This is a genomic window from Citrobacter sp. CK191, assembly GCF_030333435.1.
GTDB classification, from domain to species: domain Bacteria; phylum Pseudomonadota; class Gammaproteobacteria; order Enterobacterales; family Enterobacteriaceae; genus Citrobacter_B; species Citrobacter_B koseri.
The window spans coordinates 919497-932589 of sequence record NZ_JAOWFX010000031.1 but is presented as its reverse complement, the minus strand read 5'-3'; the positions used below and the strand labels follow the sequence as shown (position 1 = coordinate 932589).

Annotated in this window: 14 protein-coding genes; 1 reads left to right on the top strand and 13 read right to left on the bottom strand. The window is 51.9% G+C overall.

The annotated features are described in order from the left end of the window. Window positions 1-171: 171 nt before the first annotated feature. Window positions 172-777 carry an FMN-dependent NADH-azoreductase gene (azoR, locus tag OGV82_RS16090; RefSeq protein ID WP_047463602.1) on the top strand — a complete coding sequence of 202 codons (606 nt, stop codon included), beginning with the start codon at window positions 172-174 and terminating at the stop codon, window positions 775-777. A 62-nt stretch (window positions 778-839) separates the two neighbouring features. On the opposite strand, the gene OGV82_RS16085 is transcribed toward azoR, so the two are convergent. The 13 genes from OGV82_RS16085 to OGV82_RS16025 form a co-directional block, all read right to left on the bottom strand. Then, window positions 840-1709 (bottom strand): aldo/keto reductase family oxidoreductase, encoded by an 870-nt coding sequence (locus OGV82_RS16085; protein WP_047463600.1) that lies wholly within the window; start codon window positions 1707-1709, stop codon window positions 840-842. A gap of 107 nt (window positions 1710-1816) precedes the next feature. After that, entirely contained in the window at window positions 1817-2167 is a 351-nt protein-coding gene (locus OGV82_RS16080) for a hypothetical protein (RefSeq protein ID WP_306414154.1), read from the bottom strand. 32 nt (window positions 2168-2199) lie between these two features. After that, window positions 2200-3486 (bottom strand): phosphatase PAP2/dual specificity phosphatase family protein, encoded by a 1287-nt coding sequence (locus tag OGV82_RS16075; protein WP_047463597.1) that lies wholly within the window; start codon window positions 3484-3486, stop codon window positions 2200-2202. Beyond that, entirely contained in the window at window positions 3483-5243 is a 1761-nt protein-coding gene (locus OGV82_RS16070; protein ID WP_047463595.1) for a bifunctional alpha/beta hydrolase/class I SAM-dependent methyltransferase, read from the bottom strand. The genes OGV82_RS16075 and OGV82_RS16070 overlap by 4 nt, the downstream gene beginning before the upstream one ends. Further along, window positions 5236-5874 carry a lysophospholipid acyltransferase family protein gene (locus OGV82_RS16065; RefSeq protein ID WP_047464081.1) on the bottom strand — a complete coding sequence of 213 codons (639 nt, stop codon included), beginning with the start codon at window positions 5872-5874 and terminating at the stop codon, window positions 5236-5238. Before OGV82_RS16065 ends, OGV82_RS16070 begins: the two co-directional genes overlap by 8 nt. Window positions 5875-5880: 6 nt before the next feature. Continuing rightward, complete coding sequence (locus OGV82_RS16060; RefSeq protein WP_047463593.1) at window positions 5881-6798, bottom strand: phosphatidate cytidylyltransferase; 918 nt, start codon at window positions 6796-6798, stop codon at window positions 5881-5883. Further along, window positions 6795-7400 (bottom strand): CDP-alcohol phosphatidyltransferase family protein, encoded by a 606-nt coding sequence (locus tag OGV82_RS16055; RefSeq protein WP_047463591.1) that lies wholly within the window; start codon window positions 7398-7400, stop codon window positions 6795-6797. Before OGV82_RS16055 ends, OGV82_RS16060 begins: the two co-directional genes overlap by 4 nt. A gap of 114 nt (window positions 7401-7514) precedes the next feature. Next, entirely contained in the window at window positions 7515-7838 is a 324-nt protein-coding gene (locus tag OGV82_RS16050; protein WP_047463589.1) for a YdbL family probable chaperone protein, read from the bottom strand. Between the two features lie 7 nt (window positions 7839-7845). After that, window positions 7846-8028, bottom strand: coding sequence for a YnbE family lipoprotein (locus OGV82_RS16045; RefSeq protein WP_012132311.1), 183 nt, complete (start codon window positions 8026-8028; stop codon window positions 7846-7848). Beyond that, window positions 8025-10664 (bottom strand): YdbH family protein, encoded by a 2640-nt coding sequence (locus tag OGV82_RS16040; protein WP_047463587.1) that lies wholly within the window; start codon window positions 10662-10664, stop codon window positions 8025-8027. The genes OGV82_RS16045 and OGV82_RS16040 overlap by 4 nt, the downstream gene beginning before the upstream one ends. Before the next feature lie 344 nt (window positions 10665-11008). Beyond that, window positions 11009-11452, bottom strand: coding sequence for a DUF417 family protein (locus OGV82_RS16035; protein ID WP_012132309.1), 444 nt, complete (start codon window positions 11450-11452; stop codon window positions 11009-11011). 47 nt (window positions 11453-11499) lie between these two features. Continuing rightward, entirely contained in the window at window positions 11500-11961 is a 462-nt protein-coding gene (locus OGV82_RS16030; RefSeq protein ID WP_047463585.1) for a helix-turn-helix transcriptional regulator, read from the bottom strand. 48 nt (window positions 11962-12009) lie between these two features. Next, window positions 12010-13089: a YadA-like family protein gene (locus OGV82_RS16025; protein ID WP_052194493.1), complete on the bottom strand. Its 1080-nt coding sequence runs from the start codon at window positions 13087-13089 to the stop codon at window positions 12010-12012. Window positions 13090-13093: the final 4 nt, after the last annotated feature.

Here is a 13093-nt window from a genome sequence, read left to right as displayed (position 1 = left end):
AATCTCTTTTTAATGATTGGTATAGAGTACCACATCGGCGCTTTTCGTGTGTTGTTCAATAATTTCGAACATAGGATTCGATATATTGCGCTATCTCTGCGACAGGATTGTGAATAGAGTGTCAACAAGCAACGGGGCTCACCCCATTCAAACACATAAAAGGAAACACCCATGAGCAAAGTATTAGTTCTTAAATCCAGTATTCTGGCAGGGTACTCTCAGTCTGGTCAGTTGTCTGATTATTTTGTTGAACAGTGGCGCGAAAAGCATCCTGCGGATGCAATCACCGTGCGCGACCTGGCCGCGAATCCTGTTCCGGTACTGGATGGCGAACTGGTGGGTGCCCTGCGCCCGAGCGACGCTCCGCTGACTCCGCGTCAACAGGACGCGCTGTCGCTGTCCGACGAGCTGATCGCGGAACTGCAAGCGCACGATGTGATCGTCATTGCGGCGCCGATGTACAACTTCAACATCCCGACTCAGTTGAAAAACTATTTTGACCTGGTTGCCCGCGCGGGCGTCACCTTCCGTTACACCGAGAAAGGGCCGGAAGGTCTGGTGACCGGTAAACGTGCGGTGATTCTCTCCAGCCGTGGCGGTATCCACAAAGATACGCCGACAGACCTGATCGCACCGTACCTGAAAGTCTTCCTGGGCTTTATTGGTATCACCGACGTGAACTTCGTGTTTGCTGAAGGGATTGCTTACGGCCCGGAAGTCGCGGCCAAAGCGCAGACTGATGCCAAAGCGGCGATTGACAGCGTTGTTGCTGCATAAGATTTATTTGCCTCATCCGGCCTGCAAGGGGTGTCATCCTCCCGCAGGCCGGATAACCTCCATCAGGCATTCATGCCATTCAGCACCGCAAGAACCTCATCCGAAAGTTGCAAATCCCCTGCCGCCATATTTTCACGCAAATGCGTCACTGACGACGTTCCCGGAATTAACAGGATATTGGCTGAACGTTGCAGCAACCATGCCAGCGCTACCTGCATTGGCGTCGCATTCAGGCTGGCGGCAACGTCGGAGAGCGTTGATGACTGCAACGGCGTAAACCCGCCCAGCGGGAAGAACGGCACATAAGCGATACCCTCGCCCGCCAGCGCGTCAATAAGTGCGTCATCCTGGCGATGGGCAATGTTGTACTCATTTTGCACACAAACAATTTCGGCAATCTTCCTCGCCTCAGCCACCTGGTTCGCGGTGACATTGCTCAGACCGATATGCTTCACCAGCCCCTGCTGCTGAAGTTCAGCCAGCACGCTAAAACTCTCTTCGATAGATCCTTCATGCGGGCCATGACCGTCGCCGAACATAACGCGCAGGTTGACCACATCCAGCACATCAAGTCCGAGATTACGCAGATTATCGTGAACCGCCTGCTTCAGTTCCGCAGGCGAGAAAGCGGGCAACCACGACGCATCTTCCCCGCGACGGGCGCCAATTTTGGTAACGATCGCCAGATCGTCAGGATACGGATGCAGCGCTTCTCGAATGATTTGGTTCGTAACATGCGGGCCGTAAAAATCGCTGGTATCAATGTGATTCACACCCAGCGAAATCGCCTCCCGAAGCACCGTCAGCGCGACGTGACGGTCTCTCGGCGGGCCAAATACACCAGGTCCTGCCAGTTGCATGGCCCCATACCCCAGCCGTTTTACCTGCCGGGAACCGAGAGAAAACGTCGCTGAATTACCGTGACTTGCCATAACTGCCCCTCTTGCTGAATATCGCTTCGGAGCAGACAGTATAGAAACTTACCCTGCAAATTATCGCGCTTTATCATACAAAACAGAAAATACGTAGAATCAATATCTCAATAGAACAACAACAGCATCAACCATCCCAGCCACAGAATGGCAACCCAGTACAACGTACGCTGACACTGCTTTAACGCCCCCTGCCGCCGCCCGGCAAGCGTCAACGTCAGTAGCTTTTCTCGCTGCCAGATAAAGCAAAGCACTTCACCAGCTTGCTCGTTATTTTCTTCGTTGATAAGAGAAAAATACTGAGCATCAAGCCACAGTCGCCAGCAACCAAACCAGACAATGCCGCTCATCATAGCGATCATTGTGCGGAGTATTCCCGGTGGTGAGAGCAGGAGAGCCCAGGCCAGCGGTGGGAAAGTGAAGAGCAAAAAGAAACGCCAGCTATTAAGCGTTTGCATCAACAAGCGAGCCTGTAGAAGATGCTTATTAGTTATGTTGTCACTTCTGTTTTCCATTGTTTTAACAGTTCCAGATGTTCAGATGTAAAAACAACCTGCGGTCGCGTCTTTCGTAGTCGATCAACTGCGTCATCAACACCTAACCCCGGATAGCGATACAATAACCATGCCGCCCCCACCAATGCACTGCGTGACAGTCCCAGCGCGCAGTGAATAAGGACGCTGCCATGAGTGATGCGCAATTGCTCCAGCGAACCCACTGCCTGATAAAGCGTGTCGTAGTCCGGTTTAACCAGATCCAGCATCGGTACGCAACAATAGACAACGTCTTGCGAAGCGTGGGAGCGGGGAAACTCACCGGTCAGATCCAGTACCGCCTGTTGCTCCACAGGTCTGCACGGATACGCACCTAAAAACAGCCCATCGACCAGAGGGCTGACCGCCGGTAAGCGGCGGGTATAGCAGTGCATAGAGAGCATCATCCCCAGTCGCCAGGGAAACAGCAGCCACCAGGCGGCGGGCGTTAACCGCCCCGTCCTGTCTTTTTGTAATGCCTCGACGCCGAGCGCACCATAAGCCAGCGCCACAATCAGCAACGCCAATGTCGGCCACCACAACCAGGGCGTCACAAACGTGCCAGCCAGACACGCCAGTACACCAAACAGATAGCGAGTAGCCAGAATCTTACGCTTACCAGAGGCGATGCGCCAACGCCATTGCCCCTGTCCCGGAATCAACCAGTCGATAACCATACCCACTGCCAGCCCGGTGATAACATCAATAAAATGGTGCTGCCAGGTAGTCAGAACCGATACGGCAATCAGCAAAAACCAACCACCGTTCAATGCTTGCCATTTGCCCTTCAGATGACGATGGAAGTGCCGCCACAGCAACCAGCACAAAATAATATGCAACGACGGCGACTGATTGTACGGTAAATCAAACCGTTCAAGCTGACCAAAGAGCCAACCGGCCGGACCGGTTATCTCCGGTCTGGTGAAGGTAAATTGCAGCGGAAATAACAAGAAGCCAATGCAGGCAATCAGTGAAGCCAACACTAATTTGCAGACCAGTCGCCGCTGTTCATTCAGCGTTGTACAGACGAATAGCGACAGGCCGTACAGCAGATCCAGACTCCAGTAAGGAATAATAGTCAGGGGCACAAAAGGAATATGCCGCTCCCACTCAAAAACCAGACTACTAATGTTATCTCGCCCGGCGGTAAACTGGTTAACCTGCCCGTAGGTTAAAAAGAAAAACGGAGCAAGCAGCAGTAACCAGCCTATACCTTGCCGGTAAACAGAACGTCGGGTTGTCATGATGCGCGACGCACCGCCATAGAAACGGTGAAAATTCCCCACCCATCTATCAGTTGAGCGCATTTATCGAACCCGGCCTCCCACACCAGCGCATCCATTTCGCCTTGCGTACGCACACGCATCACCCATGCTTTTCCATCCTTATGACTGGTCAACGACCAGGCGATGGTTTTTAACTGTGGATGCCAGGGCTGACCGGTGTAGATCAGAATACCTCCCGGCTCAATGGCATCTGCCAGCCCGGCAAGAGAATTACGTACCAGCGTATTTTCCGGGAACAATTCATACAGTCCTGAGACAATTCCCAGCGTCGGTCGAGGTAGCAGCGCAGCCAGTTCTTCACGGTTAAAAGCATCCCCCCTTTCAAAACGCGCACGTGCCGCCATTGCGCGAGACGCTATCATTTCCTGGCCTCTCGCCACATTTAATTCGCTGTAGTCTCGTAGCAAAATTTCATCCACTGCCGTTTCACTTTCCAGCGCATCAAGTACATAACGCCCGTGACCAGCAGCAACATCAACCACCCGCACCGTCGTTCCCTGCTCAGCAAGTTTGGCAACCGCATGCTGAATCAACATCTGCATATGGATTTTACGCTGACGGATCCCTTTCCAGCCCACGCTATTGAGGTAGTTTTTGTCAATCAGACGCCCCAGTGCGCTGCTACCCTGCGGTTGATTGCGATAGACATAATCGAGCGTACTGCCAGAATCAAACCCCGTTTCAAATCCCAGACGGACTCCAGTGGATTGCGTCCCCAGCATCTTCATGCCATAGCGCAAGGTACGATAAGCGATGTCATTTAGCGAATAAGGTTCCGGCCCACCGCTTAACATTCGCCAGGTATCCGCCCCCGGACCCCAGCGGTCTTCGTCGCTATAGTCAAAACGTTGAGGAGGCAGAGCATAGAGCGTATCAATAAACACGCGCATTTTATCAAACGCCAGATGCCTCTCTTTTTCACCCAGAGTATCGTGATAAAACCCCGGCAGAATATGAATTTCTTTTAGCGGGTTGCGCAGTCTCTGGTAGAAATCGATCTGCGGCTGGCGGTGAACAACGTAATCCTCCCCGGAGACCAACATCTGCACTGGCAAGGTGATCGCGCTGGCATCGCTGACAATTCTCTCTGCCGTTTTGTAGAGATCGAGCAGGATATTAACCGCGATAGGACGGGTGACCAGCGGATCCTGATTGAAACTTGCCACCCTCGCCGGGTCGTGGGTCAGATACTTGCCCTTCACGTAGGAGTTAACAAAAAAGAGCCCGCGCAGTCGGTGCATCAACGCCAGCCCTGAGCGGGCAAACGGCACATACAGTTTGACCTTAAACGCCGGTGATGCCAGCACCAGACCGCGGATGGTCGGGGCGTAGTCATGTACCCAGGTTGCCGCCAACACCGCACCAACGCTTTGTGCCACAACCACCACATCCTCTATTGAGGCCTGACTGTCAGTTGCAACAAAACGAACAAACTCATCCACATCCAGAACCGAACGAGCCAGCGATGGACTGTACCCGCGCGGGCCCGGCGAGCGCCCGTGCCCACGGGCATCCCAGGCGTAGAACGCCGTATCCGGCATCGCCAGTTCATCGATAATATGTTGCAGACGACCAGAATGCTCATGTCCGCGATGGAACAGGACAATCACTTTCGGCGTTGCCCCTGCCGACGTTGCGGGCCAGTAGCGATAAAACAGCTCAACGTTGTCACTGGTTAAAAATTGCCGTTCTTCAGGCGCCCGTGTATTAATCATGGGAATGACTTCCTGTTGTTTGTTGCGAAAGCGCTACCAACTGGCACTTCAGATCGTCCATAAACGTGTTTTTATCGGAATTAAAACTCAGTGCGTTACCTACCGTGACGCCGATAAACAGCGGAAGCGGAATACGGTTTCCCTTGGCCATCACTCGCTCTGTTCCCCGCAGCCAGACAGGAATAATCGGGACTTCCGGCATGCTTTGGCTCAAATGCCATAACCCTGATTTCAGCGGCGACAGCTTACCTGCCTCGCCGCGCGTGCCTTCTGGAAAAAGGATTAATGTTTTTCCCTCACGCAATGCCTGCTCGCACAGTGCCAGAGGGTTAGCCTCTCCGCCTTTACGTGAAATGGGGATAATGTTGAGAATATTGAGCGCAAACCACGCCATGATTTTATTACGCAAGAAATAATCAGCCGCCGCGACGGGATGCACTTCAGCCTGACGGCAGAGTGGAAAAAGAGAAAGTAGCGCGAAGACATCCATGTGACTGTTGTGATTGGCCACCACAATCGCCGGGCCGCTTTTCGGCAATCTTTCTTGATATTTAACACGCAGACCAAGCCACAACCACATGATCGGCCAGACGATGCACAGCGCAAACAACGGACGAAGGATACGCGTCATCATAGGTTAGTAGCAGAAGTAACGAATGAAATGAAAGAAGACGGGCGCGGTAAAGATCAGCGAATCGAGCCGATCAAGGATGCCTCCATGTCCGGGTAACAGCGTGCCGCTGTCTTTAACACCGATATCGCGTTTGATCGCGGACATCACCACATCACCGCAAAATCCAGTTATGCCAATAATCACACCTGCCAACAGCGCCATCGGCCAGTTTAACGGCGTAAGCAGCGGCCCCAGAATCATTGCCGCCACCGCCGTCGTTACCACGCCCCCCAGCAATCCTGCCAGGGTCTTATTCGGACTGACCTTCGGAATGACTCTGATACGGCCGAGCGATTTCCCCCACAGGTATTGAGCAATGTCGTTGAATTCGGTCAGCCCCACCAGAAACAGCACCAACAGTGCGCCGGTCTGTAGACCATCCGCAGGCAGTACCAGTAAAAAGGCGACATGGCTGAAGGCAAATACTGTCGTCATCAAACTCCAGTGCAGTTGAGACGCGGTACGTAAAAAGCCCTGCGTATCGCCTGTAAGGACCATCCGCGCAGGTAAGAACAGAAAAACATAAACGGGAATAAACACCACAAACATGCCGTACCAGCCAATGCCAATCAGCCAGTAATTGATGGGGATGGCAATAAACATCCACAGCAGTGGCATACGGTCTGATTGTCGCGACGGTGCCAGCGTCAGAAACTCTTTTAGCGCTATAAAGCTCACCAGTGCGAAAAATGTCAGCGCCAGCCATTGCGGACTGAGCATCGCCAGCGAAAACAGCACGATAATCACCCACCATGTGCGAATACGCAGCGTCAGTTCCTGCCAGTCTTTCCCTGGACGCAGCAGCACCAGTAATCCATTGACTACCGTTGCCACCAGCAAAAGCGCAAAAATGACCGCGAGCGATTTCTCCAGCAACATCATTTCGCCTCCTCGTCATGTAATGCACTACGGCAGCGGTTGATGACCGTCCACAGCAGCAACACGATTGCAACGCCCCACACGGCGTTATTCCAATGCAAAAGCTCTGGCCAGATCGCCAACCCCAGTCCCCAGGCACCAAACACCAGCGCCCTGTCGCTTTTCCCCAACGGCCCGGCATAGCTGCGCACGCCATTGATGGTTTGTGCCAGCACACCACAAAACTCGGTCATTGCCGCACAGAACAACATGAGCAGCACCAGCAACGTATTACTGTATGGCAGCAGCATAAAAGGCAGGTAGAGAGCGACATCAGAGAGAACATCCCCAGTCTCATTGAGAATGGCGCCAGGACGTGATTTTTGATTGCACTCTCGCGCCAGCATGCCGTCCAACGCATTAAGCGCCATACGCACAAACAGCACGACAGGAAGCAGAAAAAATAAATCAGGATGAGGAAAGAAAACTAACACCGCACCGGTGATCAGGGAAAGCGCCATCGCTGCAAGGGTGACGTGATTAGCGGTGGCATGGTGTTTGTACAACCAGAACATCAATGGGCGCAGAAGCGCCTGAAAAGCGGGCTTTATCTGATAAAGCGTCATCATCATTCCCTGATAATCTATGAACTTTTGTCATAGTGCACTAATTAATCACATCATGACGAATGCTTTCCATCAACTGAAGGTAAAATCAGATATTACCAACGTGTGGCAACGTTACTTTTTCAGCCACTTACCGTTAATGCCCTGCACATACTCACCCGGCTTTGCACGGTCGACCAGCTTTTGTCCGGCCATTTTCGCCACCTCATCCACCGGAATCTGATGGCTTTTCGCCAGCTGTTGATAACTGGCGCTACGCTCTTTATTAATCTCACTGACGAGCGAGCGCGTTTCTGGATCGGTTGCCAACGCCACCAGATAACCATTAAGCGTTTCCCCCACTCGCCCTTGCGTTCTCGCTTCGCTCAGGGTCAACGCGATGGCGTTGCAGCTCAATAAACTCAGGATAAGAACGGCCGCTCTAAGCTGTTTTTTCATCATGACCTCAGAACAAATCACTGCGTGACTTCAATAAACTTTCCACGTCCTTATCAACCTTGATATGAATTTCATGCTCAATTTTGACGTTCATATTGATGGTGATCGGTTCCTTCGGCGCTGCAACTTCAATACGCGGCGTACAGCCAGCCAGTAAGAAGAGCGCCAGCATGGCAATCATCGTTTTCATTGTTGTTCCTCACATTCCTTGCCTTCCGGGCAACGGGTTTCCGGCAACGCGGTGTTTTGTTCAAGCCATGCCTGTAAGTTGTCGCCAAAACGCAAACTGCGCCAGAGCGTAAAGACATTTTCTTCATGGGTATAGTTCAGGTTAACCGTGCCGACTTTACCGTCCACATGGCTTTTACCCGTGACCGTCGCCTGCATGGTCAGCACGCCCAGATTGTCCAGATTAATCTTCGTCCACGAACGGGCAATCTCCATATAGCGTAACCAGTTGATTGCCGCGCCCGCCGCCATATTGTCTTTGACGACCGCATCGGCGGTATCTTTATCGATACGCAGCGTCATCGGGCCAGGATTGGTTAACCAGCCGTCTTTAATGATCCATTTTTCATTGCTCAGCCACAGCGGAAGCGCGCCGCTAACCGGGCCGGACATCGCAAATTGTTTGGGATTCACCGCGCTGATCAGTTCGCTGGAAGAGACATTTTGCACCCGCAGCAGTGCCGGATCGTGCTGCGGCATACGCAGCTGTTTCATGATGATTTTGCCGCCCAGCACATCCACGCTCACGTCACTCAGCAATAAAGGATTCTCTTCGCTCCACGGATAACTTCCCTGGAGATCGGCCGTGATATTTTTCGCGGTGACCTGGTTTACCACCTCTGCAATGCGTAATGACACCGGCCCGCGCGTCCCCAGTTGCCAGGCGCCCTGACTGAAACGGAACGGCAACACAAAATCGACGCCGTTGATTTGGTTATCCGGCATCCAGGCGCTACCGCCTTTCAGTACGCCGTGTCCACCCGCTTCGAACCCCTGATCCTCTGCGGCGGAAAAAGCCACCTGCGCGTACAGTTCGCCTGCGCGCAAATTCATTTTCCAGTCAGGAGGCAGCAAGGGCTGGAAGACCGTAACCGACTGTTTTGGCCACCAGGCCTGCCCGCGTAAACGAATGCCGTCCCAGCGCCCATTTACCCGTACTGGCCCAATCGCCCCAGCGTGCAGGTCGCCTTTGAACTGGAATACCGTTGGGTCCGTTCCTTCAACGCTGAATTTGAGCGTTGACGGCGGTAAGACGCTGCCGCCGGTGAACACGGTATTGCCCGCATCCAGCGATAACGCGCCGCTGAAGGTCGGGTTCCCGGCATCACGAACCCACACGATCGGTTTATCGAGCACCAGGCGCGGAGACGCCACCGTCATCGTGCCGTATTGCAGTTGATCGAACCCGGTGGACAGGTCGGTCAGCGTGATGGTGTTATCGTGCCATTCTCCTTTCCCGGCGACATCCCAACTGGCGTTCATCGGGGTGAAGCTGCCCTCGCCCCAGTAGCGCCACTGCCAGCGCCCCGCATCGGGAAGAAAATCATTCGCCAGCCCATCAAGATGCAGGACAAAGTCGCCCATCTTATTTTCGTGCGCGCGTAAAATTGCCTGTAATCGGCCATCAACTCCGCGTTGGGTGACTTTTACGCCAGCCAGCGGCCAGCGAATTTCGTCAATATCCAGAGAGTCAATCACCCGGCCACGAGAACGCAACAGCGCGCCGGGTTCAAAGGTCAGTTGTGGATCGGCCAGACTGCCGGTGAGCTGTGTCGGCAGTACTGCATAAAAAATCAGATCGTCCTGTTTCGCTTCACCGGTTAAACGCAGGGGCATGTCGCTGTTATCCATACTCAGCTTGCCTGGCCCAATCGTCAGCACCGCATTGCCTTTACCCGCATCGCCTTGCGTCAGAACATTCAACCGGCCGCTTATCACCGCATTTTCAAGACCTGCCTGCCAGTTATTAATGTTGATCCCCAGACGTCCGCTCAGCGGAAAGCCCTGATACGGCCAGTTCCAGCGTCCATCGCTGATGGCAAGTTGCTGGCGAGTGACCTGCCAGGGGAGATCGAGCAGCGGCTCCGGGTTACCGCGCGCCATGACGATCAGCTGTCCGGCGTTGTCCCGCCACTCCAGTTCCGCATCCACCAGCGACGGTTCCTGCGGCAGGCTCAGCGTTGCGACGGCGTGTCCGTTCACCGGCAGCCCGTCCGGCACCAGAGGCAGCGTAAATTCCCCTTCCAGTTTTACAGGGGGCTGATTTTCGAAGGCGCTCACCTCCAGTTGGCTGACGGTGAAGTTTTGCCCGTGCAGCCGCCCCTGAAAGTTGACCTTCTCGCCCTGATAACGAATCTGTTGGAGGGCTGGCGTCAGCGAAAGCGACAATTTCCCCTGCCATTCCTGCCAGGGAGAAAGAATAAGCCTGTCGATATTAACCCAGGTATCAGGCAGCATAGACTGCCATTCTGCGAGCGTGCGCGGCGCCGCGGGCGATGGTTCAGATTCAGGGAGTTTTGCCAGACAGGCGGAGTCCAGTTCAAGCGTACCGATATTCAGCTGCCAGCGGCTGGGATGGGTGAGTTCCGCGCCGCTCATGCGTGCTAACGGGCAGTCCTCCACCAGATAACGCAGCTCCGGGATATGCAGGCCGTGGCGCGTAAGTTTCGGGCTTTCATCCAGCGCGATACGCGTACCAACCGGTAACCAGATGCCCGCCAGAGTAGGAAGCCACAGGCCAAGCGTCATGAGCAGCGTTAACGGTATAAGGATCAATAATAAAAGTAGCGCGAGAACGGCTTTGTATTTACCCTTCATGGGTAGTTAATATCCTGATTTAGCAAAAATTAAGCCGGTAAGGCCCGTATTGTGGCATGTTTGGGCGCTCAGTTGAAGGCGTCGCCCTCACTAAGGATAGATGTTCTGCCGCGACCCAACAATTTTGAGGCCGTCTTAGAAATGATAAAGTTGATGATATAACAGAGCGTTAGTATCCGATCCTTCTGCCATCTCACCATGATGGCGCACATCCGCAGTCAGGCAAACATTTTGTACTGAATTAACTCAGTCTCCTGATTTATTACGGAAAACAGAGGCGCAGAGGACTGACCATTTGCAGATCCTCTGCCAGGGTTCACATTCCTGCCATTCTGTAGCAGCGTTTATACCCGGTATGTTCCATTCCTGAATGCCAGATACCGGGTAAGGTCATATTTCAGCAAAACTGCGCCAGCGCCAATCAAGAGAACATCCTTGATAATGAAGCTGTCAATTTTCCCCAGTTGTGGCAGCAGGCTCAGAGTCGTTACTCCTGTAGTGATAACAATGAGATCGCCAGATATGCCAACACCAGGTCGGGCGAAGCCAATGATCAACGCAAGAAATGTAATGGTTTCCATAACGCCAAGGAAATAACTTCCCCCGTGGACACCAAAAATCAAATACAGAATATTGAGCCATGTTGATGAAATCAGAGGCTCCAGGGCCATAACTTCAAAATCAAACCATTTATAAGTACCAAACAGCATAAATACACCGATAACGCTCAGGCGAAGAATGACGATATCGTAATCTGAGCGAATAAATCGATTAATGAAATTCTTCATTCATATTCTCCGGGAAGATAATAATGAGATGCCAGCCAGATTTTATCTCAGATGAGAAATATCAGTTCAAAAAAAGCATTCCGATCAATGCCGTTACTTTTAAATGGCAGGTGCATTCCATTTTTTAAGCCGATTTTTTTCTTGATATTGTAAATATGCGAATATACTGTTTTCTTACTTCGACCTCTCATCCTGGCGATTTGCTCTACACTAAAGTGTTTATAGTATAAAAGGAAAGCGATAATTCTTTCATTATGTGTTAATGATTTACCTTGGTCATTCAAACAAGATCCATGCTTCATATTGCAAGGCTCTGACTTGCAGGCAAGGTAAAAATCATACCCGTAGAAAAGTATGCTCATGAGTCCGGCGAACTCATTATCACAGATAATAAAATACGTTTCTTTTTCGCTGTTAAAATGTTCAACGCCAAGTGCCTCACACGAGTTGAATAATACTTCAGCGCCTTGCTGAAAATAAAAATCATGCGTCGCGATGATAATTTTCATTATTGCTCCATGAGCAGGGAGTAAAATACCCCCTGCTGTAAGCTTTAATCAGAACTCCAGACTAATACCCGTGTTCCATGAAACGGAATCTCCACCGGCCGCAACTGCCATTTTACCTGCAACATTGTCTGTAAAGCGGTAGCCGATCCCAACGGCTACTGCCTGCTTATCTGAATATCCTCCCAATGCCGCAGTAGCATTAAATTTACCCACGCTATAAGGCTGGAATAAACCTGCAAGCGCCGCATTCTGAGCTGCACTTTCACGAATTTCTTTGCGGTTGTTAGATATCTGTTTTTGCAGACCATTCATTCTGTCTGTCGCCATTTTTTGCCAGGATTCATGAAGATCTAAACGGCGACTATTCTTACTGACCGCAGACTGGTTAGCATTGATTTTTCCAGATAAATATTTGCTGGTCTGAGAAAGCTCGCCACGAACAGTTTCCGTATTGCTGTCTATACGCGCGTAAGCATCCCTTTTGACACTGCCGATTTCGCCGCGCAGGGAATCACCCTGCTGCTTAAGCTCGCCACGCACGGCTTTTGCATTACTGTCGGCCCGTGCGTAGGCATCCCTTTTGGCGCTGCCGATTTCACCACGCAGGGAGTCACCCTGCTGCTTAAGCTCGCCACGCACGACTTTCGCATTATTGTCAGCCTGTGCAATTGCATCAGCTTTGGCCTGGCCGATTTCGCCACGCAGAACATCCTTTTGTTCATCCAGTTCTTTATTAACCTTCCCAACGCTTACGGTCACGTCCTGTTTCACCGTATTTATTGCGTCCCGCTGTGAAGCCAGTGAGCGATTTTGAGCATCAATACGCTCCGCTAAAGCATCAGTATAAACACTCTGCAAGATATCCTGAGCACTAATAGCATTATCAACATACTCTCTCGTACTTTTATCTGTAGCCTTTACATGATTATCTATATAGTTGATCAGTTCTTCTTTAGAAACGCCCCCTTTTTGAGAAAGGGATTGAGCTAATGTAGCCAGTTGGGTATATAGCTCACGTTTAGTGACTGTTGCGTTGAGATCTTCACTCTGGTCCGCTGCCCAACTGATATTGCTTAGAGCACCGAACAAAACCACACCTAACATAGAGGCCATAACATTCTTATGCATGTAA

Coding starts and splice junctions, on each gene's coding strand:
- OGV82_RS16035 (WP_012132309.1), bottom strand. CDS start 11,452: ATGAAGAATTTCATTAATCGATTTATTCGCTCAGATTACGATATCGTC.
- OGV82_RS16075 (WP_047463597.1), bottom strand. CDS start 3,486: ATGACAACCCGACGTTCTGTTTACCGGCAAGGTATAGGCTGGTTACTG.
- OGV82_RS16045 (WP_012132311.1), bottom strand. CDS start 8,028: ATGAAAACGATGATTGCCATGCTGGCGCTCTTCTTACTGGCTGGCTGT.
- OGV82_RS16065 (WP_047464081.1), bottom strand. CDS start 5,874: ATGACGCGTATCCTTCGTCCGTTGTTTGCGCTGTGCATCGTCTGGCCG.
- OGV82_RS16050 (WP_047463589.1), bottom strand. CDS start 7,838: ATGAAAAAACAGCTTAGAGCGGCCGTTCTTATCCTGAGTTTATTGAGC.
- OGV82_RS16085 (WP_047463600.1), bottom strand. CDS start 1,709: ATGGCAAGTCACGGTAATTCAGCGACGTTTTCTCTCGGTTCCCGGCAG.
- OGV82_RS16055 (WP_047463591.1), bottom strand. CDS start 7,400: ATGACGCTTTATCAGATAAAGCCCGCTTTTCAGGCGCTTCTGCGCCCA.
- OGV82_RS16030 (WP_047463585.1), bottom strand. CDS start 11,961: ATGAAAATTATCATCGCGACGCATGATTTTTATTTTCAGCAAGGCGCT.
- OGV82_RS16070 (WP_047463595.1), bottom strand. CDS start 5,243: ATGATTAATACACGGGCGCCTGAAGAACGGCAATTTTTAACCAGTGAC.
- OGV82_RS16080 (WP_306414154.1), bottom strand. CDS start 2,167: ATGCAAACGCTTAATAGCTGGCGTTTCTTTTTGCTCTTCACTTTCCCA.
- OGV82_RS16060 (WP_047463593.1), bottom strand. CDS start 6,798: ATGATGTTGCTGGAGAAATCGCTCGCGGTCATTTTTGCGCTTTTGCTG.
- OGV82_RS16025 (WP_052194493.1), bottom strand. CDS start 13,089: ATGCATAAGAATGTTATGGCCTCTATGTTAGGTGTGGTTTTGTTCGGT.
- azoR (WP_047463602.1), top strand. CDS start 172: ATGAGCAAAGTATTAGTTCTTAAATCCAGTATTCTGGCAGGGTACTCT.
- OGV82_RS16040 (WP_047463587.1), bottom strand. CDS start 10,664: ATGAAGGGTAAATACAAAGCCGTTCTCGCGCTACTTTTATTATTGATC.